Annotated in this window: 21 protein-coding genes, 1 other RNA gene and 2 pseudogenes; 17 read left to right on the top strand and 7 right to left on the bottom strand. The window is 62.9% G+C overall.

Translation table 11 applies throughout. The annotated features are described in order from the left end of the window. Positions 1-171 precede the first annotated feature (171 nt). From KIH76_RS06405 to KIH76_RS06395, 3 genes are all read right to left on the bottom strand, one after another. Positions 172-2,283, bottom strand: a complete 2,112-nt coding sequence (locus KIH76_RS06405; RefSeq protein ID WP_219069890.1) for a GmrSD restriction endonuclease domain-containing protein — start codon at positions 2,281-2,283, stop codon at positions 172-174. A gap of 164 nt (positions 2,284-2,447) precedes the next feature. After that, a complete protein-coding gene (locus KIH76_RS06400) occupies positions 2,448-3,170 on the bottom strand; it encodes a response regulator transcription factor (protein WP_214374503.1) in 723 nt (240 codons plus the stop codon). A gap of 58 nt (positions 3,171-3,228) precedes the next feature. After that, a complete protein-coding gene (locus KIH76_RS06395) occupies positions 3,229-4,581 on the bottom strand; it encodes a sensor histidine kinase (protein WP_214374552.1) in 1,353 nt (450 codons plus the stop codon). 265 nt (positions 4,582-4,846) lie between these two features. Between KIH76_RS06395 and KIH76_RS06390 the strand changes: the two genes are divergently transcribed. The 3 genes from KIH76_RS06390 to KIH76_RS06380 all read left to right on the top strand — a co-directional run bounded on the left by KIH76_RS06390 (position 4,847) and on the right by KIH76_RS06380 (position 7,538). Beyond that, positions 4,847-5,428, top strand: a complete 582-nt coding sequence (locus KIH76_RS06390) for an Ltp family lipoprotein (protein WP_219069888.1) — start codon at positions 4,847-4,849, stop codon at positions 5,426-5,428. A 152-nt stretch (positions 5,429-5,580) separates the two neighbouring features. Beyond that, positions 5,581-6,435, top strand: a complete 855-nt coding sequence (locus KIH76_RS06385) for a Bax inhibitor-1/YccA family protein (RefSeq protein WP_219069886.1) — start codon at positions 5,581-5,583, stop codon at positions 6,433-6,435. Between the two features lie 143 nt (positions 6,436-6,578). Beyond that, entirely contained in the window at positions 6,579-7,538 is a 960-nt protein-coding gene (locus tag KIH76_RS06380) for a DMT family transporter (protein WP_219069904.1), read from the top strand. Here the strand turns inward: KIH76_RS06380 and KIH76_RS06375 are convergent. Then, positions 7,495-8,223, bottom strand: coding sequence for a GTP pyrophosphokinase (locus KIH76_RS06375; RefSeq protein WP_219069884.1), 729 nt, complete (start codon positions 8,221-8,223; stop codon positions 7,495-7,497). The two genes, KIH76_RS06380 and KIH76_RS06375, sit on opposite strands and share 44 nt — an antisense overlap. Before the next feature lie 111 nt (positions 8,224-8,334). Here KIH76_RS06375 and miaB point away from each other — a divergent pair, with 111 nt between their 5' ends. Both miaB and miaA read left to right on the top strand, forming a co-directional pair. Then, positions 8,335-9,798 carry a tRNA (N6-isopentenyl adenosine(37)-C2)-methylthiotransferase MiaB gene (miaB, locus tag KIH76_RS06370; RefSeq protein ID WP_219069882.1) on the top strand — a complete coding sequence of 488 codons (1,464 nt, stop codon included), beginning with the start codon at positions 8,335-8,337 and terminating at the stop codon, positions 9,796-9,798. A 65-nt stretch (positions 9,799-9,863) separates the two neighbouring features. Beyond that, positions 9,864-10,847, top strand: a complete 984-nt coding sequence (gene miaA / locus KIH76_RS06365) for a tRNA (adenosine(37)-N6)-dimethylallyltransferase MiaA (RefSeq protein ID WP_219069880.1) — start codon at positions 9,864-9,866, stop codon at positions 10,845-10,847. 53 nt (positions 10,848-10,900) lie between these two features. Here the strand turns inward: miaA and KIH76_RS06360 are convergent, their stop codons facing one another. Continuing rightward, positions 10,901-11,689, bottom strand: coding sequence for a Fic family protein (locus KIH76_RS06360; RefSeq protein ID WP_219069878.1), 789 nt, complete (start codon positions 11,687-11,689; stop codon positions 10,901-10,903). An 81-nt stretch (positions 11,690-11,770) separates the two neighbouring features. Between KIH76_RS06360 and KIH76_RS06355 the strand changes: the two genes are divergently transcribed. From KIH76_RS06355 to KIH76_RS06325, 7 genes are all read left to right on the top strand, one after another. Then, positions 11,771-14,668, top strand: coding sequence for an FtsK/SpoIIIE family DNA translocase (locus KIH76_RS06355; protein ID WP_219069876.1), 2,898 nt, complete (start codon positions 11,771-11,773; stop codon positions 14,666-14,668). A 77-nt stretch (positions 14,669-14,745) separates the two neighbouring features. Further along, positions 14,746-15,420, top strand: coding sequence for a CDP-diacylglycerol--glycerol-3-phosphate 3-phosphatidyltransferase (gene pgsA / locus KIH76_RS06350; protein ID WP_420829257.1), 675 nt, complete (start codon positions 14,746-14,748; stop codon positions 15,418-15,420). Between the two features lie 88 nt (positions 15,421-15,508). Beyond that, positions 15,509-16,072 carry a CinA family protein gene (locus KIH76_RS06345; RefSeq protein WP_219069872.1) on the top strand — a complete coding sequence of 188 codons (564 nt, stop codon included), beginning with the start codon at positions 15,509-15,511 and terminating at the stop codon, positions 16,070-16,072. Positions 16,073-16,168: 96 nt separating this feature from the next. Then, on the top strand, positions 16,169-16,681 hold the full coding sequence (locus KIH76_RS06340) for a helix-turn-helix domain-containing protein (RefSeq protein WP_219069870.1): 513 nt from the start codon (positions 16,169-16,171) through the stop codon (positions 16,679-16,681). A gap of 76 nt (positions 16,682-16,757) precedes the next feature. After that, on the top strand, positions 16,758-17,000 hold the full coding sequence (locus KIH76_RS06335; RefSeq protein ID WP_420829256.1) for a DUF3046 domain-containing protein: 243 nt from the start codon (positions 16,758-16,760) through the stop codon (positions 16,998-17,000). Positions 17,001-17,261: 261 nt separating this feature from the next. Beyond that, a complete protein-coding gene (gene recA / locus KIH76_RS06330) occupies positions 17,262-18,419 on the top strand; it encodes a recombinase RecA (protein WP_219069868.1) in 1,158 nt (385 codons plus the stop codon). Between the two features lie 3 nt (positions 18,420-18,422). Beyond that, positions 18,423-19,088, top strand: coding sequence for a regulatory protein RecX (locus KIH76_RS06325; protein ID WP_338023598.1), 666 nt, complete (start codon positions 18,423-18,425; stop codon positions 19,086-19,088). Positions 19,089-19,166: 78 nt separating this feature from the next. Here the strand turns inward: KIH76_RS06325 and rnpB are convergent. Continuing rightward, positions 19,167-19,535, bottom strand: an RNA gene (rnpB, locus tag KIH76_RS06320) — RNase P RNA component class A. A gap of 239 nt (positions 19,536-19,774) precedes the next feature. Here rnpB and hpf point away from each other — a divergent pair. The 4 genes and pseudogenes from hpf (at position 19,775) to trpD (ending at position 24,785) form a co-directional block, all read left to right on the top strand. Further along, the gene (gene hpf / locus KIH76_RS06315) at positions 19,775-20,431 is read left to right on the top strand and encodes a ribosome hibernation-promoting factor, HPF/YfiA family (RefSeq protein ID WP_214374516.1); all 657 of its coding nucleotides are present in this window, start codon (positions 19,775-19,777) and stop codon (positions 20,429-20,431) included. Between the two features lie 233 nt (positions 20,432-20,664). Next, positions 20,665-23,182, top strand: a pseudogene (secA, locus tag KIH76_RS06310) (preprotein translocase subunit SecA); the annotation flags it as partial. A 155-nt stretch (positions 23,183-23,337) separates the two neighbouring features. Further along, positions 23,338-23,577: pseudogene (locus KIH76_RS11810) on the top strand (SEC-C metal-binding domain-containing protein); the annotation flags it as partial. 161 nt (positions 23,578-23,738) lie between these two features. Continuing rightward, positions 23,739-24,785: an anthranilate phosphoribosyltransferase gene (gene trpD / locus KIH76_RS06305; protein ID WP_214374518.1), complete on the top strand. Its 1,047-nt coding sequence runs from the start codon at positions 23,739-23,741 to the stop codon at positions 24,783-24,785. A gap of 83 nt (positions 24,786-24,868) precedes the next feature. Here trpD and KIH76_RS06300 read toward each other — a convergent pair whose 3' ends face one another. Then, entirely contained in the window at positions 24,869-25,432 is a 564-nt protein-coding gene (locus KIH76_RS06300) for a hypothetical protein (protein WP_214374519.1), read from the bottom strand. Between the two features lie 51 nt (positions 25,433-25,483). Between KIH76_RS06300 and KIH76_RS06295 the strand changes: the two genes are divergently transcribed. After that, a complete protein-coding gene (locus tag KIH76_RS06295) occupies positions 25,484-26,182 on the top strand; it encodes a lysophospholipid acyltransferase family protein (RefSeq protein WP_214374520.1) in 699 nt (232 codons plus the stop codon). The last annotated feature ends 58 nt before the right edge of the window (positions 26,183-26,240 follow it).

Raw genomic sequence — 26,240 nt, 5'->3', positions numbered from 1 at the left:
CTTTGTCGTGCTTTATGTGACGCTTCCTCAGTCGGCTCCGCTAACGTCAGGTTGCGGCTAGCGTTTCGTCGAGGCGTTCTTATCCTTTGCTCCCCCTGAGGAGAGCTGGCAGCGAAGCTGACTGAGGGGGTGAAACACTCAATTCCCTCAACCCGACAGTAAAAGACAGTCTCAGTTCGCCTTCAAACGGTACGCCTTCCACACGTCGCTGAGCTTCTGCCCGTTCGACGTGCGCTTCCACACGTCCAATCCGGCCTTGCTGCCGCCAGCCGCACGGGCCGCGGCGGTCGGCGATGCGTATTCGGAACCGTCCTCAAGACGGAACCGTCCGTTCGCCGTGACGGTCGCCACATACCGTTCGCCCTTGCGCGGACGCTCCCACACCAGCATCTCGCCCGGAATCAGCAATCCGGCCTTCACCACCTGCGCGATGGTGACACGCCGCGAACCCCGGCTGGCGCGCGACGTCGCCTCCATGTTCTCAGCCAGCTGTTCGATGCTGGCTGAAGACGTCAGATCCGCATGGTTCTCGTCATAACGGATATCCCAATACTCGGCTATCAGCCGTATCGTCTCCTCCTGACGATGCTGCATCATCGCCGGCGTGCATTCGGCGAAATCGGCCAGCTCCCGCGTCAACGGGAACCGGCGCGAATCCGAACGCATCAGCATACGCTCGCGTCTGCGATCATATTCAGCCAGCTTATCCAACTGATCTTCGCCGCCCTGTACCAACGCCATATTGCCCAGCCGATACATCCAATAATCGTGGGCTTCCTGCGACCATTGCGCAAACGACGCGGCATCACCGATCTCCACCGGCATGATTGGCAAGGCGCTCAGCTTACGCGGCCGCGCGATACGCCCTTGGGCCGACTGCTCGTTCGCGCGCACCAGCAACAGGCGCACCAGATCCTCATCGCCCTGCATCTCGCCGTGCAACCGCACCAACGCGCCCGCACGGTCGTCTGCGCTGACGGCGAGACCCCGCACCAGACGAACCGGATACCCCTTGTCGAGATCGCGGATCGCCGCCGTCGCATGGCCGCGACGTTCCAAGGCTGCGGTGCGGTTCAACGTATCCACGCCGGTCACCCGTTCCAATGCGGCGAACAGCTCCTCCAAACGCTGCCGGTCATGCAGTCCGAGCGACGATTCCGTCACCGTCGTGCGCGACGAGTGTGAGCCGCGACGCACGAATGGCGAGAATCCCGGTTCTCCGAGCTTGCGGAACGAATTGACCAGCGCCCACATCGCCACGGGCTTCCACTCATGGTTGCGGTAATCGTTCAACGCTTCGATACGATCACGAATTCCGGCCGACAGCACGGTATCGCCCGGATGCTCAAGCATCCTCCATGCCATCGCATACGGTGCCAGCACGCGGTCGATGAACGCGGGCACCGTGCCGGCCGTCAGATACGGCTGCAGCACGTCACCCAGAAAATCCTCGATCAGCTTGCCGGTATCCGGCTTGTGCGCCAGTATCAGATGCAGGTACGAGAAGAACTCCTCGCTCTGGCGCGGGTCGTCGCCCATCGGGTCCATGATGTCGTCCCATCGCGCCGCGTACTCGTCCAGCATGGCCGGTTTCAGCCCGGACGTCGCGCGGGCCTTGAACACGTCGGACGGCGTCAAGGGCAGGCCGCGCATGTTCATCACGTCGAAGATGCGATGCGCCCCATCCAGATCATCGGTGGTCACGATCACCAGGGTCACGCCGTTCACCAGATATGAGGCGAACGCATGCCGCTCGTCTTCGTCCATCACCGTCAACGCGTCATAGGCCGCTTTCGTGTTGCGCGTGATGTTGCGCTGGGCAGCCGATGACCAGTCCTCGTCACCCAGATCGAACAACGCCTCCAGATTGCCTTCCTGCACGTATTCGCGGAAGAACGCGGCGTCGCGTTCGCGCAGCGTGAGCCGCGGCTCGTTCCTGATGCCGCGCAGCTTGTCGCCCGGCTCCACGATCAGTGCGTCCAGCAGACGCATCCACTCCTCATCCGATTCCAGATCGCGCAGGGCGGCGATGATGATCGACAGCGACACCAGACGCTGCTGGCCGTCGATCACCTCATAGTGCGTGCCGCCGTCGCGCACCAGAATCAGCGATCCGAGAAAATATGGCACGTCCGGAGTCTTGGACGCCTCCTCGAGATCGCCGATCAGCTGCAGCACATTCGCCGGCTGCCAGATATAGGCACGCTGGAACGAGGGAATCGTGAACCGATAATCCGAAGTGAACACCTTGCTGAGCGGTTTCTCCGTCGCGCTGATCGCCATACGTACCCCTTCGTTCCATTGCCAAACAACTGCCAGACACCTGCACCCAGCCTACCAGCGAACGCCTATGGGCGCGTCGCGATCGGTGCTCCTACTCATCCGCACATCGCGCGGCATGTGGGAGACGAACCATGAGATCCGATCCCATCCCCGCCCGACGAACGTCACTCGACCGGCGGCAGATCGGCCCGTTCCACCAGACGCGCCAACTGCACGCGCCCCATGCTCAACTTGTCCGCCGCACTTGACAGATGCGCCTTCGCAGTACGTTCGGAAATGAACATCCGTGCGGCGATTTGCGCGTTCGTATAACCCTCCGCCGCCAGCAGCACCGTTTCCCGTTCCCGAGCGGGCAGCGAATCCAATAGTCGTCTCGCCTCATCACGGCGAGCAATCGGCCGCTGTTCGCCAAGATCGGCGATCAGCTGACGCTGGCTGGCGGTGTTGAACTGCGGCACGCCCGCACACACGTCGAATACGCGGCGAATGATCTCCTGCGGCGCATCGGTCTTCGATACGAACCCCTCCGCACCGGCCTCCACCGCACGCTCCACCGTATTCGACGGATTCAACGACGTGAGCATCAGCACATGCGGCGGCTTCGGCAGCGTCCGCAGCCGCTTCGTCGTCTCGATGCCGTCTACTCCGGGCATGGCGATGTCCATCAGCACCACGTCGGGATGCTCCCGTATGGCCCGCTCCACGGCATTCGTGCCGTCGACGGACGTGGAGACGACGCGGATACCGCCGTTTGAATAGTCGGTCAGTATCAGCCGCATCGCCTGACAGACCATTGGATCGTCGTCGACGATGCTTACCGTGACGACGGGCCGCGATACTGCGGTGCCGTCGTCGCCGAATGATGGCTGTGGATCGTGATCGCGCATATTCACGGCTTCATTGTATCCGGACATGGACGGACGATATCGCAACGGCACGAGCCGATCATACGCCGGAACCAACAGACGTGCCGGATGCGGGCGATACTGCGGTCCACGGCAATGTCACGTCGACATGGAACATGCCGCGTTCGTCGACACCGTACTTGCACGCACCGCCCGTCGAACGCACCCGTGCTGTGAGCCCGGGAAGTCCGGAGCCGATCCGCGGATCCGACGATGCGGGCCGATCGACACGGGCGTCGGCGAAATCGGCGGATACGATCGAGGCTCGCGGCGATGCGGGCACCACAGGATTGCTGGCATGCACATGCACGCCGGTCTGCGGATTGACGGTCACCTCCAACGATATCGGCATGCCCGCCGCATGGCGCAGCGCGTTCGTCAGACTTTCCTGAATGGCCCGATAGGCGACCTTGCCGACCGATTCGTCCAGATCGCCCAACTGACGGATGTCGATCCACGTATTGACTTGGGCGCCGGCCTGGCGGGCGTCCGCGATCAGTGCATCCAACGATTCGCGGGTCAACGCGGTGTCGTCGGTGGGCGCGAGCTGATCCCATGCCTGTTGCGGATGACGCAACATGTCGATGATCGCATGCGCCTCATCCAACGCACCCGCCGCCTGCCGGCGGATCTCGTCCGCCTTGGCCGCCACGGATGCAATGTCTACGTCGGCCGTATCGGCATCGGATGATGATGCGGCCAGCCTGTTCGCCTCGGCCTGTAGGGCGCTCGCATTTAACGCGATCAACGACAATGAATGCGCGAGCGTATCGTGCGCTTCGGCGGCGATCGCATCCGCAAGCTTCTGGTCGTCCAGATCGTTTTGCAGGTGCTGCACATGATGTTGCGCCGCTTGCGTCTGCGCGTCCGCCTGCGTAAGCCGTGCCCGCGAACGGATATGCAGACCGATCAGCGTGGCGACCGCGACGCTGATCGCCGCGACGACCGCGGCGGTGGCGATGATCGTGGACTCGCCGGTCAACAACACGATCGGTTCGCCTCTGACCCCGGTCTTCGGCTTGGCGAACAGCATATGCCAAAACGAGGCGTCCGCTGGTTGCAGCGCATCGCGCACCTGCGCCCAGACGGCCACCGGAACGGCCGCCGCGACCGCGCGCACGGTGCGCATGGTATCCGACCGCCGGGCGACCAGGGCGGTCAACGCCATCAGCATGAGCAACGGGTCATACGGGAATACGGCCACGATCGCCAGGCACATCCAGAACGTCGGTTCGGGATGCCGGCCGCGGCGCAACAGCAGAAACGGGAAGGCGAACGCCGCGAACGTGCTGAACAGGTACCACACGTAGATGGCCCCGTGCGGATCATCCCGTTGCGGCTGCGCCATCACCGACACCTGAATCAGGCACATGAACATCGATCCGGCGACCATCGGCACGGTCAGCCAGCGTCGCGTGCGCACCGGCACTTCGTCATCGTCATTCGTCGGACGCAGCAGGGCAGTGATCGCAGTCAAGGAAGGCATGTCTCCCACTGTATTGCCGAACGCGATGCCACGCCATTGGACATGCGGGCGACATCGCCGTCCGGCAGATGCCCGAACGGGCAACGAACTATGGCCGTTCGTCCACTGACGTCCCGCCATCGTGTTCTGTAGCGTCGAACATGTCACCTACGAACGAGAAAGAAGGAACATCATGTCAGCGCCCAACGTGCAGCAGCCGCCGGTCCATTCGCAGCAGTCCGCGCAGAAACCCGGCAAGAAACCGATCTGGAAACGGTTGTGGTTCTGGATCGTCTCCGTCATCGTCGTCATCGCGATCTCTGCAAGCATGAACGGCAACAGTGGCAATGGATCGCAATCCGGAACGTCGCAGTCGTCAACCGGTCAAAGCCAGCAGTCTGATTCGGCGAAGAGCGACACGGTGGATCAGCCGGACGATACTTCGAAGCAGGAGGAGGAAACCAAGGTTCCGACGGAATACAAGTCTGCGCTCAAGCAAGCCGACACCTACGCCAACGTCATGCACATGTCCAAACAAGGGGTCTACGACCAGCTCGTCAGCGAATACGGTGGCAAATTCTCAGCCGAAGCGGCACAATACGCCATTGATAACGTGAAAGCCGATTGGAATGCGAATGCGCTGGCCAAGGCGAAAAGCTACCAGAACGATATGGCAATGTCGCCTGAGGCGATACGCGACCAGCTGACCAGCGAGTACGGCGAAAAATTCACCGCGGACGAAGCCAATTACGCCATCGACCATCTGAATGACTGACGCTCGATGACTGTTCCCAAGCCACGTTCGGGCCGGCAGGCGGCCCCGGACGTGGCTGTTCGGTGAATACGCGACGCTACAGGCTGAAATTCATGGAATTCCAAGGTTATCTCCCGTAGGATATCTCTAGGAAAACAAAACAAGGAGTCATCATGACATTCGGCCAGCAGCCGCAAGGCAACAATAACCAATACGGCAATCCCAATGGCCAGCAGCAGTATGGCCAGCCGCAATACCAGTATGCGCAGAACCCGTACGGCCAGTCGCAGTACGCTTACGCACCCAACGGCGCCGCCGCGATGAACGCGCAGACCGCGTACTCGTACGAGCAGGTGCAGCAGGCCGAGCGCGTGTCCATCACCCGCGCGTACGGCGAAATGACGATCGGCTTGCTCATCACCGCGGCCGTCGCCGTCATCGCGCAGATGACCGGCGCCTACATCGGCTTCCTGCAGGCGACCGGCCTGATCGGCGTGTTCCTGTTCGCCGCGATCCAGATCGGCATGGCCGTCTACCTCGGCGCGCGCATCATGACCATCAAATCCGGCACCGCGCGTGTCATGTTCTACGTGTACGCCGCGCTCATGGGCTTCACGCTGAGCTCGATCTTCATGATCTACGATCTCGGCTCGATCGGCCTCGCGCTCGGCATGACAGCCCTGTTCTTCTTCGTGCTCACCATGTTCGGCCTGACCACCAAGATGAACATGCTCAAGGCCGGTCCGATCCTCATGGCCGCGCTGATCGCGCTCATCATCGCGCAGGTCATCCTCGCGTTCATCCCGGGCGTGAGCGGCATGACGCAGATCGTGTGCGTGGTCGGCCTGATCATCTTCGCCGGCATGACGATGTACGATGCGCAGGTCGCGCGTGCGCTGTTCTCCCAGTATGAGGCGCAGGGCCCGGAGATGATCAAGAAGGTGTCGATCATCTGCGCACTCAACCTGTACCTCGACTTCGTGAACATGTTCCTGTACCTGCTGCAGCTGTTCGGCAACAGGGACTGACGCTATCCGATGATGACCGACGCCGATCGATGACGGACGGTTACACGCTTGACAAGCCCGGCCACGATATGGCCGGGCTTTTTGCATGCCGGCGCGCGCCGCGGCTACCGTAGTGCCTCATGAAGAGACAGGAACCGATGGGCATGGCATGCCTGCTGCTGACCGCGTTGATCTGGGGATTCGCGTTCGTCTCCCAAGTGCAGGGCATGGATTCGATGACTCCGCTGTTCTTCAACGCGACCCGCTTCACGCTCGGCGCGATATCGCTCGTACCGCTGCTGATCTGGCGCAATGGCCGACGTGGCAAGAAGGCTGCCGAGACGGGGGAGGAGTCTCTCACCGTTGCCACCTCGCCCGACGAACCACGGCCGCAGCGATACGTGCGTCTGCTCGCCAACCCGGCCATCATCGGCATGATCTGCGGTCTATTCCTGTTCACCGCCAGCACCTTGCAGCAGTACGGTATCCTCTACGGCCGTTCGGCTGGACGCGCGGGGTTCATCACCGCGCTGTACATCGTCATGGTGCCGCTGCTCGCGTTCGTGTTCCTGCATCGTCGCGTGCACCTGATGACGATTGCCGCGGTCGTGATCGCGGTCGTCGGATTCTATTTCCTGTGTATCACCGACGGATTCGGTTCGTTGACTCTGGCCGATCTGCTGCTGTTGTTCACGGCCGTGCTGTTCGCCGCGCACATTCTCGTGATCGATACGCTTGGCGCGCGCATCGACGCGCTGACGTTGTCGTTCGGCCAGTTCGTGACGACGGCCGCGTTGAGCTGGATCGGCTCGCTGATCGAGGGGTCGATCGACTGGGCGGGCGCGGCACAGGCATGGGAGGCGGTGGTCTACGCCGGCATCGGCTCGGTGGGCATCGCCTATACGCTGCAAGTGGTCGGCCAGCAGTGGGTGCCTCCGACGCGCGCCAGCCTCATCATGTCGCTCGAATCGTTCTTCTCAGTGATCGGCGGCGCGCTGCTCCTCGGCGAGGTCATGACCCCGCGCGGCTATCTTGGTTGTGCCCTCATCTTCGCCGGCACCCTACTCGCACAGCTCCCTGCTAATCCGCTTTCGGCGCTTCGCCGACCTGAGGCGCGCCGTTGATGTCGCGGTGGATGTTCTGCATCTGCGTCTCGATGTTCTGCAACGAGCGCGCGCAGTCGAGCAGCGTCTGCGAATGCTCGCTCAACTTCACGTCCGGCAGATCGGTCTTGTATCGCAACGCATGCTCGAGGCTCGCCCAGTAGTCCATCGCGATCGTGCGAAACTGCACCTCGACCGGCGTGTAGTGCGCGCCCGACGACAGGAACACCGGCACCGCATAGATCACGTGCAGCGAACGATACCCGTTCTGCTTCGGGTTCTTGATATAGTCCTTGACACGCAGCACCGAAATGTCGTTCTGCGCCGACAGATAGTTCGACACGGAGTACACGTCGTCTCGGTAGTTGCAGATTACGCGCACGCCGGCCACGTCGAACAGATTGTCGCGAATCGAAGAGACCTGAAGCGGCAGACCCTTGCGTTCCAGCTTGCCGAGGATCGAATTGACCGATTTGAGACGGCGTTCCATGTGGTGGATCGGATCATGCGCGAACCGTACCTGGAATTCGGAATCGAGGATCTCTAGTTTGGTGCTGATCTCGTACATCGCGCCCTCGTACACCTGCATGAGGTTGACGAATTCGGTGATCTCCTCGGTGGGGAACGGCGCGTTGTTCGGGCCGAGGGCCTTGAGTCGCGCCTTGAGATCGTTCGTGTTGATGCGGCTTTGTCGGTCAAGTATCACGGTCAATAATCATAGCGTCACATGTGCGAAGGAACTGAAAAACTCCTCAACGGTGCGCTGGACGTGCCATGCCGCGCCGTCTGGCGGGGGCAATCGTTACGATGGACGGTTATGAACGAAGACATGATGACCGAGGCGGAGCGTGCCTCGAAACTGGCCGAACCGGCGGTCGACGGCGTTGCCGAGACCCCCAACCGCGGCAAGGGTGTGTATTACGTGCACACGCTTGGATGCCAGATGAACGTGCACGATTCCGAGCGCATCGCCGGTGTGCTCGAACAGGACGGTTACGTGCCCGCCACCGAAGAGCAGGTGATCGACAAGGACATCGACCTGATCGTCATGAACACATGCGCGGTGCGTGAGAACGCGGCCGAACGCATGTACGGTACGATCGGCCTGTGGGCGAAGATGAAGCGCGAGCGTCCGAACTTGCAGATCGCGGTCGGCGGCTGCATGGCGCAGCTCGACCGGCAGAAGATCGCGAAGAAGGCACCGTGGGTAGATGCGGTGTTCGGCACGAAGAGCATCGGCTCCCTGCCGCGTCTGCTCGATCAGGCGCGCGTGATCGGCGAACCGCAGGTCGACGTGGTCGACAAACTCGACTATTTCCCAAGCCAGCTGCCGACTGCGCGCGCGTCGCGCGTCTCGAGCTGGGTGTCGATCTCGATCGGCTGCAACAACACGTGCACGTTCTGCATCGTGCCGACAACGCGCGGCAAGGAGCACGATCGCCGGCCGGGCGACATTCTCGCCGAGATCCGCCAGTGCGTCGACAACGGCGCGAAGGAGGTCACGCTGCTCGGTCAGAATGTGAACTCATTCGGTTACGGCATCGGCGACCGGTACGCGTTCAGCAAGCTGCTGCGCGCGTGCGGCGAGATCGACGGACTGGAGCGTGTGCGGTTCACGTCGCCGCATCCGGCCGCGTTCACCGACGACGTGATCGCCGCGATGGCCGAGACACCGAACATCATGCACCAGCTGCACTTCCCGCTGCAGTCCGGTTCCGACCGCATCCTGCGCGCGATGCGCCGCTCGTACCGTTCCGCGAAATTCCTCGACATCCTGCGCAAGATCCGCGAGGCCATGCCGGATGCACAGATCTCCACCGACATCATCGTCGGCTTCCCGGGCGAGACCGATGAGGACTTCGAGGAGACGATGCGCGTGGTGCGTGAGGCCCGGTTCTCCTCCGCGTTCACGTTCGAATACTCGCCGCGCCCCGGCACGCCGGCCGCCGCGATGGAACAGGTGCCGCATGAGGTGGTGCAGGAGCGGTTCGAGCGGCTCGTGGCGCTGCAGGAGCAGATCACGGCCGAGGAGCTGGCGAAGTTTGAAGGTCGTGACGTCGAGGTGATGATCACCGGTGCCGCCGGCAAGAAGGACTCGGCCACGCACCGCGTGACTGGTCGCGAGAGGACCGGTGTGCTCGTGCATATCGGCGTGCCCGAAGGCGAGCCGATGCCCGAGATCGGTGATTTCGTGACCGCGACCGTCACCCATGCCGGACGGCACAATCTCATCGCCGATCCCGATCCGGCCAAGGGCCAGACATATTCGGTACGTCATTGAAACACGCCGCGTGTGGCTCTCTTCACGGAAGGGGAGCCACACGCATGATCAAGGGGGAGCATCATATGACACCGCGTGTTGTTTCGATCGTCGGACCTACCGCCTCGGGCAAGACCGGACTTGGCATCGCCATCGCCAGGGCGCTCGAGGAGCGCGGCGAGCGAGCTGAAATCGTCAACGCCGACGCCTACCAGATGTACCGCGGCATGGACATCGGCACCGCCAAGGCCACCAGCGAGGAGCAAGCTGCGGTCCGGCATCACCTCATCGACATCATCGAACCGGACGACACGATGACGGTGGCGAGGTTCCAACAGATCGCGCGTGACTGCATCCGCGACCTGCAATCGCAGGGCATTCGGCCGATCATGGTCGGGGGCTCGGGCCTGTACGCGCGTGCCGCGATCGACGACATCTCGTTCCCCGGCACCGATCCCGCGGTGCGTCAACGGCTTGAAGAACGAGAGAAAACCGAAGGCGCGGGCGCGTTGTTCGACGAGCTCAAGGCCAAGGACCCTGCCGCGGCGGCTCGTATGGACCCGCGCAACCCGCGACGCACGATCCGTGCGCTTGAGGTCATCGAAGTGACCGGCAAACCGTATTCGGCAAGCTTGCCGCGCTACCGGTACGTGATCCCCGCCGTGCAGATCGGCCTCGACCTGCCGCGCGAGGAACTGGACCGGCGCATCGACATCCGCACCAAGCAGATGCTCACCGGCGGATTCGTCGAGGAGGTCGAACGGCTGCGTCCCCGGCTCGGCGTCACCGCCAGCCGTGCGCTTGGCTACCAGCAGGTCATTGACTACCTCGACGGCCTTGCCGATCTCAACGACACGTATATGGACATCGCGCAGAAGACCAAGCGACTTGCCCGCAAGCAGATGGGTTGGTTCGGCCGCGACCCGCGCATCCACTGGCTGCAGGCGCTCAACCCAAGCCTCGTCGACAACGCGCTGGCGATCATCGCCCACGCGGATGCGGGACAGTACGATCCGATCGACGCGCACGCCGACGAGTACGTGCAGCATCATCTGGGCGACATCGACTGACCCGACTGTCGATCAGCGGGAAACGAAGACAGCAGGGGTCGCAAGCACGCGAATCAGTGCGCCGGCCCCTGCTCCCAGCCTGCGATCAGGAACGTACGCGTCGGATTCGCCGGCCGCGCGATCTTGTCGAACATCCGCTCGAAGCCGCTCGTATCGCCGCGGTACGCCGCATGTTTCGCTGCCTTGTACTCGTCACGGCTCACCGAACCCCAGTCGAGGTCCCATCCGGCGTCATGCGCGAGCCTCGACGCGAAGATGCGCAACGTCATCGCATTACCGCCCTTGAACGGATGCAGGTATCCCAGCTCATCGTAGACATGCGCGAGCTCATGCACGAATACATCACGATCCAACGCGACCAGATTGCGCTTGTCGGCCAGCTCGGTCGCGATGTTGAGCGCGCCGGTGCCGATCAGCGAGGCCGGGAAGAACATCTCCGGATTCTTGGCAAGTGCCCGGTCCGAAGTCACTTCGCGTGTCGTGTTCGACGTGCGCAACCGGCCTGCATCGGAGAACACACCTTCGAACAGACCTTTATGGATCGCGGTCAACTCGTCCAGATCTCCTTCGGCCTTCCAGCCGCGTTCGACCAGCAGCACGGTCCGGGCGACGATGCTGCTCGCATGATCCGCCGCATGGTCGTCGAGGCTGCCGTCGGCAAGTCTTCCGCCCACGATGCCGGACGTTTCCGCGTCCGCGGCGTCGATCAGCGCGGAAACATCGATGTCGCCGCGCTCGTATCGGCCGAGCGCGTGCATCGTCGCATCGCCGGGCCTCATTGCTTCCAACGCGCAGTTCTTCAGTGCAAATGCGACTGCGCTCGCACGTTCAGCTGGAGTCATAGGCCTATCCTAGCCGATGAGGCCGGCCGTATGCGCCAATGGGAGGGAAAATAACCGGGTCTGGGTAGAATCTGAACCGTTATGGCACGTACAGCATCCTCATCGCAGAAAACATCGAAACCCGGCAGACCGGCGCGCGACGGCGACACGCCGGTCGAACAGCCTTACGAACCATGGTGGAAGAAGATCCTGCTGGCCGTTCCCCGTGCGCTCGGATCCGCCGTGCGCGCGGTGAGCGGCGTGGGCGAATACGATCCGATGTATCGGCGTGACGGCCTGTGCTTCTTGATGCTGGTGCTGGCGGTGTTCTTCTGCGCCTCGGAGTGGTTCCGCGTCAATGGGGTGCTGGGACGTATTCTGCACGCGGTGGCGTCGGGCCTGTTCGGAGTGATGAGCGTGATTGTGCCGGTGCTGCTTGCGCTGGTGGCGATCCGGCTGATGCGCAATTCCGGCAAGCATTCCGACAATCCGCGTGTGGTGACCGGCTGGGTGCTGTTGCTGTGGTCGATCTGTTCGATCATCGATGTCGTCGTCGCGGCGGACACGCCGGGATTCGACATCACGGTGCTGCAGCGGGCCGGTGGCCTGTTCGGGTTCGTACTCGGCTCGCCTCTGGCGTGGGGGCTTTCCGACGCGTTCGCGATCATCGTGTTCGTGGTGGCGGGATTGTTCTCGCTGCTGATGATCACGCGCACGCACGTGACCGACCTGCCGGACAATGCGCGCGCGTTGCGTGACCGCCTGCAGTCCGGTTCCGGTCGTCCGGCGAAATCCCAGACGACCGACGGCGAGCAATTCCCCAACGAGGTGCGTGTGGGGGATTCCACGCTCTCGTTCGCCGAAGGCGTACCTTCTCATGATGGGTCGGATGACGCGGCGCAGGAGAGCGCGGCGGCGAAGCCGACCATATGGGAGCGGTTCAAGCATCTGTTCGAGCGGCACGGGGACGAGAACCACACGCTCGATCGTTATGCCGGGGACGATCCCTTCGACCATGCCGCCGACCGTCACGGCGAAGCTGCCGAAACATCCCTGGTCGATCCGGCCGCCGCCGTGCCGACCAGAACGGTGTCGTCTGGCAGCCACGATGACGGATCGTCCCGCGAATACGGCGTATCCGGCGGGCGGGTCGTATCGTCCGCCGTCAATGATCCCGACGTGACCGCTGCGATGGGTGCGCACGGCACGACGGTCATGCCGGCCAGAACGGTGAGTGGCACGGCGGCCGTGCCCGATGCCGCCCCCGTGATGCCGGCCGGATCCGATCCGTGGGCCGGTATCGGCAGGGACGGTACCGCATCCTTCCAGGCAGTTCCCGTCGCTTCGGCAACACCAGACATGACCCCTGCGCAGCCGACCGTCAACCCCGTCACGGGGGAGATCGTCGATGAACCGCAGGACGACATGCCGGCATCGGGATCGGTGCCGGCCGACGCCGACCGTCCGTACCAGCTGCCGGATCTGAACATCCTGGCCAAGGGCCAGCCCCATGCCGTCCGTACCCCGGCCAACGACAACGTCATCCGGGCCTTGACCAACACGTTCCAGCAGTTCAACGTCGACGCGAAGGTCGTTGGCTTCCTGCGCGGTCCGTCCGTCACCCAGTACGAGGTCGAGCTTGGTCCCGGCGTCAAGGTCGAGAAGGTCACCAACCTGCAGAAGAACATCGCCTATGCGGTGGCCAGCTCCGACGTGCGCATCCTGTCTCCGATCCCGGGCAAGTCCGCCATCGGCATCGAGATCCCGAACGTCGACCGCGAGATCGTACACCTTGGCGATGTGCTGCGAAGCGACAAGGCGATGAACGATCCGACCCCGATGCTCACCGGCGTGGGCAAGGACGTCGAAGGCCATTTCGTGACCGCCGACCTGACCAAAATGCCTCACCTGCTCGTGGCCGGCGCGACCGGCTCCGGCAAGTCGAGCTTCATCAACTCGATGCTCACCTCGCTCATCATGCGGGCCACGCCCGAACAGGTGCGCATGATCATGGTCGACCCCAAACGAGTCGAACTGTCCGCCTATGCGGGCATCCCGCACCTGCTCACGCCGATCATCACCGATCCGAAAAAGGCCGCGCAAGCGCTCGAATGGGTCGTCAAGGAGATGGATGCCCGTTACTCCGACCTTGAATTCTTCGGATTCCGCCATATCAAGGACTTCAACAAGGCCGTGCGAGAAGGCAAGGTGCACGCACCCGCCGGCTCGCAGCGCAAGGTCGCCCCATACCCGTACATCCTCGTGGTCGTCGACGAGATGGCCGACCTCATGATGGTCGCCAAGAACGACGTGGAAAGCTCCATCCAGCGCATCACGCAGCTCGCACGAGCCGCCGGCGTGCACCTCGTGCTCGCCACCCAGCGCCCGTCCGTCGACGTCGTCACCGGCCTCATCAAGGCGAACATCCCCTCGCGCCTCGCGTTCGCGACCTCGTCGGCCACCGATTCGCGCGTCATCCTCGACACCACCGGCGCGGAGACGCTGATCGGCCAGGGCGACGCGCTGTTCCTGCCGATGGGGCAGGCCAAGCCGCTGCGCGTGCAGGGATCATGGGTGAGCGAATCCGAGATCCGCAAGGCCGTCGAATTCGTGCGTACGCAGCGCAAGCCGCACTACCGCGAGGACATCGAGCAGATGGCCAAGGAGGCGGACAAGGCGGCCGTCGAACCGGACGAGGAGATCGGCGACGACATGGACGTGCTGCTGCAAGCCGCCGAACTGGTCGTCACCACGCAGTTCGGATCCACGTCGATGCTGCAGCGCAAGCTGCGCGTCGGCTTTGCCAAGGCTGGCCGCCTCATGGATCTGCTCGAATCGCGCGGCGTGGTGGGGCCGTCCGAAGGATCCAAAGCGCGCCAGGTGCTCGTGCAGCCGCAGGATTTGCCGGCGGTGCTCGCGTTCATCCGGGGCGAAACCAGCTCGATCCAATCGTCCGGCGCGCAAACGGCCGCCGATCCCTCCGGCAACGATCCGGCATGAGCCGCATCCAGCCGTCGCATCGCGAAAAGATCGAGGGGTCGGCGGAAGACATCCATCCAAGGTAGCAACGTAAGGGTATGGTGAATGGCATGAACAACAGCAAGACTGAAAGCAAGGAATCCTCCAAATCGTCATTGTTGGACGGTTGGAACGCGCCGCCGAACCTCGTCACCTACTCGCGTATCGTGCTGGTCGTGATCTTCCTCGGCCTATACATCGCTGCCGGCGCGTGGGGCGTCGAGAACTACGCGATGCGCTGGGCGGCCGCGATCCTGTTCATCGTCGCCGCGTCCACCGACAAGCTCGACGGCTGGATGGCCCGCACGTTCAACCAGGTCACCGAGCTAGGCAAGCTCATGGATCCGATCGCCGACAAGCTGCTGACCTGCGCCACGCTGATCGTGGCCGCGGCGTTCGGCGAACTCGGGCCGGCGGTGCTCGGATGGATCGTCGTCGCGCTGTTCCTGATCCGTGAGATCGGCATCACCGTGATGCGCTTCTTCGTGATCGACACCGGCGGCAAGGTCATCGCCGCCGAGTGGCCCGGCAAGCTCAAGACCTTGTTCCAGTGCATCGGTCTGGCCATGTTGCTGCTTCCGGTCTGGCAGTTTGCCGGCGGCACCGGCGAGAACCCGATGTGGCTGACCATCTACCTGTTCGTCACGTACCTGATGATCTACGTGGCGCTCGTGCTGTGCCTGTATTCGGGCGGCGTGTATCTCTACAACACGTTCCACGGACGTAAGAAGTAGATCGAACCCGTAGAGTCATTCATAAGGAGGCTCCCTTGCCGGACATGGCGTCGGGCGGGGAGCTTTCGCATAAACAAGGAGACAGAGCATGACCGATGGCATTGCCGGGCGCTGTGACGGGATCGCCGCGCGGATACTGCGCATATGCGAGGATCGGCAGCTGAAGATCGCGGCGGCCGAATCGTTGACGGGTGGACTGCTCGCAGACGCCTTCGTGCGTATTCCGGGAGCTTCCAACGTATTTCTCGGTTCGGCGGTCACCTACGATATCCGGGCCAAGGCGTCGATACTTGGAGTGGACCGTGATCTGCTGGAACGCGAGGGCGCCGTGCATCCCGAGGTCGCTCGGCAGATGGCGGCGTCGACCGCGAGGCTGTATGGGCAGCCCGAATACCGCGGGCAGGTGATCGGATTGGCGACGACGGGCGTGGCCGGTCCCGGTCCGGACGGGGACAAACCGGCCGGATTGGTGTATATCGGCCTGTCGCTGCCGTCTTCCGACAGGCCGGACGGGCGACGTACGTTCTCCCGCGAGCTCAGACTTGACGGGGATCGGCCGCAGGTGCGCAGGCTGACTGTGCTGCGTCTGCTGGAGACGTTGGAAGAAGCATTGACCGCGGACGTTGCCGGCCCGGATGGCGAGATACAGTGAATCATGCGGGTATTCACAGGGACTTTTCAGGAATAAACGGGTGCGTGACAGGTTGAACAAAGTGGAAACACCGACGAACGCCTAAGGAGGGTTGCGATGGAAACGATGACCCGCACCGCCGAAACGATGAATGTGGAACAGCTCAGCCCGATAGCCGCGCGCCCGGGGAGCGCGCGCATGCGCGATCTGACGCCGGCGCAGCGCCGTGCCGTGATGTTCGCCCAGCAGCAGGTGCTGGCCGCCCGCGCCGCGAAGAAGGCCAAGGATGAACGTCAGGCCGCTCTGAATCGCATGTGGCAGGAGGAGGATTCCGCCCAGGCCCGTCCCCGTGGCGTTGCGCATGCACAGGAGACCGCTGGCGAGACCCGTGACGTGTCGTTGCGCGAGGCCATCGGTCATGTGTTGCGCGAACTGCGCACTGGCGACCGCAAGACGCTGCGCGAGGTGAGCGAGAAGGCCGGCGTGTCGCTCGGCTACCTTTCGGAGGTCGAGCGTGGGCAGAAGGAGGCCAGCTCCGAACTGCTTAGCTCCATTTCCGAGTCCCTTGGGGTGAGTACCCCGCAGATGCTGCGTATGGTGGCTGATTATCTGGAGTCCACTCAGGCGTAGTCTGCGCCGCGGCGAATGAATGGGATGGCGGTCTTCTTCGGGAGGCCGCCATTGTTGTGTTGTAGACTGGTGGATCGTGCGAGAACGGGAATTCTGGGCTTTGCTTGAAGAGGTGTTCGGGCGCGGGTACGGGCGTAGTCTCGCCAAGGATCAGGGTTTGGTCGAACTTGGCGGGATGAGCGTGGTCGAGGCTCTGGCATCGGGTGAGGAGCCGCGCGTTGTGTGGAACGTGCTGTGCGATCAGATGGACGTTCCCGATTCGCAACGCTGGGGCAAACGGCATATGGCGCCGCCTCTGCCGGCTCGGTTCCATGACTAACGATGCCTGAGCCGGCGGCGGCACGCCAATTCGAACAAATGTTCGCGCATTGGGTTATAGTTGTCCACAGTGACGAAACGTCGACGGATGTGGCGTGCGTTGTGCATAAACGCAGAGATCCTTTGCATAAGTAGGGGATTGCCGGATTCCGACACGCCCGGGTCGACCGTTCGACCACAGGGGCCGGTTCGGCTTGCCTCGGTCGCGGTCCGTCCCGTAGCGTGAAGGCACATCGGCACACACACGGTAAGGAGAACCAATATGGCACAACAGGCAAACGCCCCGGCGAAGCAGCCGGACAACGGCAAGCCGGGCATTGATCCACGTCGCCAGGCCGCGCTGGACACCGCGCTGGCTCAGGTGGAAAAAAGCTTCGGCAAAGGTTCCGCGATGCGTCTGGGTGATCGGCCCGAACAGGACGTCGAGGTGATCCCGACCGGTTCGCTGGCGCTGGACATGGCCTTGGGCATCGGCGGTCTGCCGAAGGGTCGCATCGTCGAGATCTACGGTCCCGAATCCTCGGGCAAGACGACGCTGGCGCTTCATGTGGTCGCCAATGCGCAGAAGGCTGGCGGCGTGGCCGCGTTCATCGACGCCGAACATGCGCTCGATCCGGTATACGCGCGCAAGCTCGGCGTTGACACCGATTCGCTTATCGTCTCCCAGCCCGACAATGGCGAGCAGGCGCTGGAGATCGCTGACATGCTGATCCGGTCGGGCGCCCTCGACGTGATTGTGGTCGACTCGGTCGCGGCCCTGGTGCCGAAGGCTGAGATAGACGGCGACATGGGAGACAGCCATGTCGGTTTGCAGGCCAGGCTCATGAGCCAGGCTCTGCGCAAGATGACCGGCGCGCTGGCCCAGGCGGGCACCACCGCGATCTTCATCAACCAGCTGCGCGAGAAGATCGGCGTCTTCTTCGGCAGTCCCGAAACCACTACCGGCGGCAAGGCGTTGAAGTTCTACGCGTCCGTGCGTCTCGACATCCGCCGCATCCAGACCATCAAGGTGGGCGACGAGGCAGTCGGCAACCGCACCAAGGTGAAGGTCGTGAAGAACAAGATGGCCCCGCCGTTCAAGTCCGCCGAGTTCGACGTGCTGTACGGCGAGGGCATCTCGACCGAAGGCTCGGTGCTGGACATGGCCCTGCAGTGCAACGTGGTCAAGAAATCCGGTTCCTGGTTCACCTATGAGGGCGACCAGCTTGGTCAGGGGCGTGAGAACGTGCGCAAGTTCCTCAAGGAGAACCCGGCCGTCACCGAGGAGATCGAGAAGAAGGTCAAGATCGCCTTCGGCCTGATTCCCGCCGAGGATCAGTTCGCCGAAGGAGAAAACGGCGCCGACGACGCGCCGCAGGATGGCGGCGCCGGCGATGCGACCGGTGCCGCCAAAGAAGCCAAGAGCGCCGCGAAGGACTGACCTGTGATTGACGCTGGAGCTTTCCTAGCGGCGCATGCACCGGCCGTCATGCCGGATTCGTTCGGGCGGCAGGATCCTGTCGAATCGAGCGAATCCGGCATGACAGCCGGCGGACGGCGCGGACGCCGGTTACGCCGCCCGGAGCAGTACGGTCGTTCCGATACGGCACGCAGTCGGTTCGGCGCGGCAGGGGCGCGTCAGGTCGACGATCCTCACGATGTGGATGCATGCCGTGAAGCGGCGTTGTGTCTGTTGGATGCCGCGCCGCGGTCCTCGGGCGCCATGAGGGAGCGTCTGGCCGGCAAGGGCTATGCTTCCGATACGGTCGAGGCAGTGGTGGAACGGCTCGAGCAGGTGCATCTGATCGATGACGAGGCCTACGCCGAATCGATGGTGCGCTATTGCGTGGCTCGGCTCATGGGAGCCCGCGGCACGATGGCAGAGCTGTCCCGCAAGGGCGTGCCGCGTCCGATCGCGGCACGGGCCGTCGATGAGGCACGTGAACGGGGCGTCTTCGAGGATGCGGCGTGGGAGCTCGCAAGACGATATGCGGCCAAGACCGAAGGGCTTGACCTCGACAAGCGTCGGCAGCGATTCTGGTCTGCGGGAGGCCGGAAAGGCCATGATCCGCAGGATCTCAGCCGCATAGCGTATGAACTGTTCCATTGATGCGGCGTGGAGGAAGCGCGTGATGCGGGAAGCCTAAGCAATGTCCTCGGTCTGCATCACGCCATGGACGGGAAAATGATGATGAGACCCCTTATACCCCGGGTTCTGTCGCGCCGGCGAACCGGTGCGGACGGCCATCCATCTCGACCTGACGTTGCCGTCAGGCTCTAGCAGCCTACCCGAAGGCATCGGGCGAGCAGCCCTCAAACGCCTTCTGCTTGGCCTTGCTCCCGATGAGGCTTGCCATGCGGCCGACTGTTGCCAGCGGCCCGGTGGTCTCTTACACCGCCGTTTCACCCTTACCAGCCGAGGCTGGCGGTCTGTTCTCTGCTGCGCTATCTCTCAGGTCACCCTGGGCGGACGTTATCCGCCATCGTGCTCTGCGGAGCCCGGAAGTTCCTCAACTCGCACCATTACAATGCGAATCGCGGCCGTCAAGGGGTCTCAGGCGAACCATCATACACGATGCCAGGATATCGCGAACCGGCATGCATGCCGTAAACGCACACGCATACCACCTATGCAATCATGGAAACGTGAACGCAACACGCAGAAAAGAAACATTTTTCTTCGGGCGAGTTTCCCACCGTTTACCGTTCGTTCGGCTACAATAAAACATACCGACGGCGAAGTCGCCGTTGGCCCGTCAAATAGCGGGTAGCACCGCTTGAGTCTAGGAGGTCCACATGGAAATCGTCGTTACCGGACGTCACACGCAGATCAAGCAGAGGTTCCGTGATGTCGTTGAAAGCAAGATGAATCGTGTGACCGCTATCGCGCCGGATGCGCAACGCGCGCAGATCGTGCTGACGCACGAAGGCAATCCCCGTCAGGCGGATACCGCCAAGAGGGTGGAGATCACCGTCATTGCGGGCCGCACCGTGGTACGTGCCGAGGCGTCGAGCACCGACGAATTCAGCGCGCTCGACATGGCGCTGGACAAGCTGACGCTGCGTCTGCGCCGCACTCGTGATCGCCGCAAGGACCATCGTCGTGGCTATACCGATCCCGTTCCCGTCGACATGGGGGTCGTAGAGCCGCCGGCTGAGGAGACCGTGGAAGAGGAGCCGAACAACAGCCCTGCCGCCGCCGTCGCGTCGGATCTGGGCCCGGGCGAGTCCGTTGAGGTCCAGGTAGGCGACACTCCGATCGTCATCCGCCGCAAGCTGCACATCGCCGAACCGATGACCATCGACGAGGCGCTGTATGAGATGGAGTTGATCGGCCACGACTTCTTCCTGTTCGTCAACAAGGAGACGGGTCGTCCGTCCGTCGTCTACCACCGTCATGGCTGGAGCTACGGCGTGTTCGAGATCGACACTCCCGAGAACGTCGCCAAGTAGGCTGATCTGCCGTCCACGATCCGATACCGGTCTGCGACTTGGTTCGGCGTGGTAACGGCGCATGATAGGGCATAGGTCCGCGCGAATATGGTTCGCGCGGACCTTTTTCTATGCAAGATGGCGGAAATACCGGTGAAAATCGCCGCGTTCGCGTAGTATGGACGAAGTTTATGCCCAACCGGACAAGTTGGGCTATGCTCGTTTACGGTAACCGACTCTATAGGGAGCGAAACGTGGTAGATATTGTCGACAAGGCCCTGCGTATGGGCGAAGGCCGCCAGATCAAGAAGCTTGAGAACGTGGCCAAGGCCGTGAACGCTTTGGAGGATGAGATCTCCTCCCTCAGCGATGAGGAACTCAAGGGCCAGACCGCCAAGTTCAAGCAGCGCCTTGACAACGGCGAAAAGCTAGACAGCCTGATGCCGGAGGCGTTCGCCACCGTGCGCGAGGCGTCCAAGCGCATCCTCGGACAGCGTCACTTCGACGTGCAGCTGATGGGCGGCGCCGCCCTGCACTGGGGCAACATCGCGGAAATGAAGACCGGTGAAGGCAAGACCTTGGTCGCCACCCTGCCGAGCTACCTCAACGCGCTCGAAGGCAAGGGCGTCCACGTCGTCACCGTCAATGACTACCTCGCCAGCTACCAGAGCGAGCTGATGGGCCGCATCTACCGCTTCCTCGGCATGTCGGTCGGCTGCATCATCACCGACCAGAAGCCGCCGGAGCGCCGCAAGCAGTACAACGCCGACATCACGTACGGCACCAACAACGAGTTCGGCTTCGACTATCTGCGCGACAACATGGCGTGGGAGAAGTCCGACCTCGTGCAGCGCGGCCACCACTTCGCCATCGTCGACGAGGTCGACTCCATCCTCATCGACGAGGCCCGTACCCCGCTGATCATCTCCGGTCCGGCCGAGGGCGACGTGACCCGCTGGTACATGCAGTTCGCCCGTCTTGTGCCGAAGCTGACCCGCGACGAGGACTATGAAGTCGACGAGAAGAAGAAGGTCGTCGGCATCCTTGATCCGGGCATCACCAAGGTGGAGGACTTCCTCGGCATCGACAACCTGTATGAGCCGAACAACACCGCACTGATCGGCTACCTCAACAATGCCATCAAGGCCAAGGAGCTGTTCCTCAAGGACCGCGATTACGTGGTCACGCACGGCGAGGTGCTCATCGTCGACGAGCACACGGGCCGTATCCTGCCGGGCCGCCGCTACAATGAGGGCCTGCACCAGGCCATCGAGGCAAAGGAAGGCGTCGAGGTCAAGCCCGAGAACCAGACCTTCGCCACCATCACCCTGCAGAACTACTTCCGCATGTACGACAAGCTCGCTGGTATGACCGGTACCGCCGAGACCGAGGCGGCCGAGTTCATGAGCACCTACAAGCTGGGCGTGCTGCCGATCCCGACCAACAAGCCGATGATCCGCAAGGACCAGGACGACCTCATCTTCCGCACGAAGAAGGAGAAGCTGGCCGCCATCATCAAGGATGTCGCCAAGCGCTACCACAAGGGTCAGCCGGTACTGCTCGGCACCGCGTCCGTCGAGTCCTCCGAGGTCGTCTCCTCGCTGCTCGACGTCGCCAAGATTCCGCACCAGGTGCTCAACGCGAAGCAGCACGAGAAGGAAGCGGCCGTCGTGGCCGTCGCCGGCCGCAAGGGCGCCGTCACCGTGGCCACCAACATGGCCGGCCGTGGTACCGATATCATGCTCGGCGGCAACGTCGAGTTCCTCGCCGACCAGAAGCTCAAGGCCGAAGGCTATTCCCCGGACGACACGCCGGACGAGTACGAGAAGCGCTGGCCGGGCGTGCTCGAGGAGGTCAAGGCACAGGTCAAGGACGAGCATGACGAGGTCGTCGAACTCGGCGGCCTGTACGTGCTCGGCACCGAACGCCACGAGTCCCGCCGTATCGACAACCAGCTGCGCGGCCGTTCCGGCCGTCAGGGCGACCCGGGCGAATCCCGCTTCTACCTGTCGCTGGAAGACGACCTGATGCGCCTGTTCAACACGCAGCTCGTCGCGCGCGTCATGGCCAAGGGCATGCCCGAAGGCGAGCCGATCGAATCGAAGAGCGTCTCCAAGGGCGTGCGCACCGCGCAGAAGGCCGTCGAGTCGCGCAACTTCGAGATCCGCAAGAACGTGCTCAAGTACGACGACGTGATGAACAAGCAGCGCACCGTCATCTACTCCGAACGCCAGGCCGTGTTGAAGGGCGAGGATATACACGAGGATATCGAGCGTTTCTTCGCGGACACCGTCGAAAGCTACATCAAGGGCGCCAACAACGGTTCCGAGAAGCCGAAGGACTGGGATTGGGACGGTCTGTTCAAGGCGCTCCGGACCGTGTTCCCGATCACGTTCGACGTCGACGCCGCCAAGGATGCGGCCGGCAAGGCGAAGGGCGAGAAGGCCGTCGAAGCCGTCCGCGATGCGATCGCTGAAACCATCAAGGCCGAATACGCCAAGCTGGAAGAGAAGATCGGCGCGGAGGGACTGCGTCAGCTCGAACGTCGTGTCGTGCTTGCCGTGCTTGACCGCAAGTGGCGCGAGCATCTGTACGAGATGGACTACCTCAAGGACGGCATCGGTCTGCGCGGTATGGGTCAGCGTGATCCGCTGGTCGAATACCAGCGCGAAGGCTACCAGATGTACAACTCCATGATCGAGGCGATCAAGGAGGAGAGCGTCCAGCTGCTCTTCCACGTGGATGTCGAGCAGGTCGCCCGTACCGAGGACACGACCACCGAATCCGATGAGGATGCCGCGGTCGCACAGGTCGAGCATGCGCTGGACAAGGACGAACAGTCCGCCGAAACCGCAGACGACGAATCCGAAGTCACTTCCGGACCGTCCGAGGACGAGAACGACGAAGTGGATGAGGAGCAGGCCGCCGCGATCGCCGAGGCCGCGAAGTCGTCCGAAGCGGGAGAGGCGTCCGCTCCGGTCGTCGTCGGCCCGGCTCCGATCAGCCACGCCGAGGGCAAGGTGCCGGCCAACAAGCGTCCGAAGAGCGAAGAGCTCAAGACGCCGTGGGCCGACGGTCGCACGTTCCCGGGCACCCCGAAGAACGCGCAATGCCCGTGCGGTTCGGGTCGCAAGTACAAGATGTGCCACGGACAGAACGAACAGTGACCGGTGACACGGCACACGGTTCCGTGACCTCATGACGAAAAGGCTCCTGCGGGGGCCTTTTCGTTTTGCTATATGGAAGATCGGACTGGGCGAAACGTCATACCGTTACAATGAACGGCGAATACACACATAACGGCGCCGTTAGCGCCAAGGAGGGCATCATGGCCGAGATCACATGGAAGTCGATTCTCACCAAGCTGGTCGGGGGAGACCATTTGAGCGCGGAGGAGTCGGAGTGGTTCGTGGACGACCTGATGCAGGGCAACGCGAATCCGGCGGCGGTCGGCGCGGCGCTGGCCATGCAGCAGCAGCTGGGCCTGACCGCCGACGAGGTGTCCGGTGCGGCCAAGGCAATGGTTGCCCATGCCGTGCCTCTGCATGTCAGCGGCGAGACCACCGACATCGTCGGCACCGGCGGCGACGGATTCGCCACCGTGAACCTGTCCACGATGGGGTCGGTCGCCGCGGCGGCAGCCGGCGTGAAGATCGTCAAGCACGGCAACCGTGCCGCCTCATCCAAGTGTGGTGCAGCCGATGTGCTCGAAGCGCTCGGTCTTCCGCTGACGCTTACCCCGGACGCGGTGGGCGAGGTCGGCGACGAAGTCGGCATCACCTTCGCGTTCGCCCGAACCTTCCACCCGGCCATGCGCTTCGTCGGACCGATCCGTGCGGCGCTCGGCATCCCATGCGTGTTCAACGTGCTCGGCCCGCTGACGAACCCGGCCAAGCCGGCGCATGTCGCCATCGGTTGCGCCAACCGTGCGATGAGCCCGATCATGGCCGCGGTTTATGCCGCCAACGGCCAGTCCGGCATGGTGTACACCTCGCATGAGGGCCTTGATGAGCTGGCTCCGACCGGCCCGGTGTCCGTGTGGGAGATCCGCGACGGCAAGGTGACGGAAACCGAATTCGATCCGACTGTCGAACTTGGACTGGCTCCGGTCAACGTCGCCGATCTCAAGGGAGGCGAGCCGGAGGTCAACGCCGCCGCATTCCGCGACTTCCTCGCAGGCAAGAATATCCCCGCTCGTACCACCGCGTTGCTCAATGCGGCTTCCGCGATCGTGGCAGACGGGCATCTGGTCGGCGACGGCACGCTGGGGGAGCGGTTCAAGCAGGCGTATGCGGCCGCACAGGACGCCGTCGATTCCGGCAAGGCCGAAGCGCTGTTCGCCAAGTGGATCGAAACCGCACAGGCCAAGGCCTGAGATATCGGCATGCTATGAACTCCGGGGCTGGTTCCTGCATCCGTGCGGGGTACCAGCCCCAATGCATTGTTGCCGTATAACGGCTATACGCGCGCGCCGTCGTCGGTATAGCCGTTTCGTGTCTCGGTATGGCCTTTGTGCTGGACGATCAGTCCCGCCGCTCCGACCAACGCGCACACACCGAAGATCGTGCCCAGCATCGCCGCCAGCGCCGGCACGAATACCGAGGCGATGAGACCGATGATACCGGCCACCAGCAGGACCCAGAACACCAGCTTCGAAGCCTTCACTGGGCCGATCTCGGGATTCGGCGGCACGAAATCGTCACCGTAGCGGTCCATCACATTGTCGGTGTCCAGCCAGCTGGAACGTGTGTTGTCTCTCGGGCCGCGCCGGTTCAGCGGTACCGGATCATCGACGAATACGCCGTTGTCCAGATCGCCGACGGACAACAGCGCCTCCTTCTCCTTGCGCTGGGCGTGCTTCTCGAAACGCTTGGCGCTGCGTGAATGTTCCACGTCCTTCAGGTCGTCGGCGTGAGCCTCGGCGAACGCGGCCCATGCGCTGTCGATATCCCCGCCATCAGGGTTGCTGTTCGGTGACTGGTCCGGGAGTTCACCGCCATTGCTATTGTTAAGGTCAGTCATATCCACCACTGTAATCAGCGGCAAAGCCAAGTGGCTGAAAGGAGCGTCGCCATGCTCTACTGGTTCTTCGTCAAAGTGTTCGGGCCCATCGCCCGCCGTCATCTCGGGCCGTCCGTGTCCGGGCTGAACAACATCCCTCGCGAGGGAGGCGCCATCATCGCCGCGAACCATCTTGCCGTGATCGACGACGCACTCATCCCGATCACCTGCCCGCGCATGGTGCATTTCATGGGCAAGGCCGAATACTTCGAAGGCAAGGGCATCAAAGGCAAGTTCAAGAAGTGGTGGTTCACATCCGTGGGCGTGTTCCCGGTGGACCGTTCCGGCGGCTCCAAATCGCTGGGCGCGTTGGAGCATGCGCGTGAGATCATCGAGGATGGCCACCTGTTCGGTATCCATATCGAGGGCACCCGCAGCCCGGACGGCAACCTGTACAAGGGCCACACCGGTGCGGCGCGTCTCGCATTCGAAACCGGCTGTCCGATCGTGCCGACCGCGATCATCGGCACGCGCGAACTGCAGAAGCCGGGCACGGTGATCCCGGCCAAGGGCAAGACACAGGTGATTTACGGCAAGCCGATCAACGTCAAGAAGAAGACGGATGTGACGCATGACGAACTGCGCGAGCTCACCGACAGGATCACTCACGAGATTCAGGCGATGAGCGGCCAGGAGTATGTGGACGAGTATGCGCAGACGGTGAAGGCACGGCTGAAGGAGCAGGCTGAAACGGCTCAATCCGCACAATAGTTCGCGTAAGGTTCGTATATGGTTGGAGGCCGGTTTCCTAATGGGAAACCGGCCTCCA

The sequence above is a fragment of the Bifidobacterium simiiventris genome (assembly GCF_019331715.1).
Classification (GTDB): Bacteria; Actinomycetota; Actinomycetes; order Actinomycetales; family Bifidobacteriaceae; genus Bifidobacterium; species Bifidobacterium simiiventris.
Note: the sequence above shows the minus strand (reverse complement) of the source record. Positions and strands in the feature narration are given on the sequence as shown.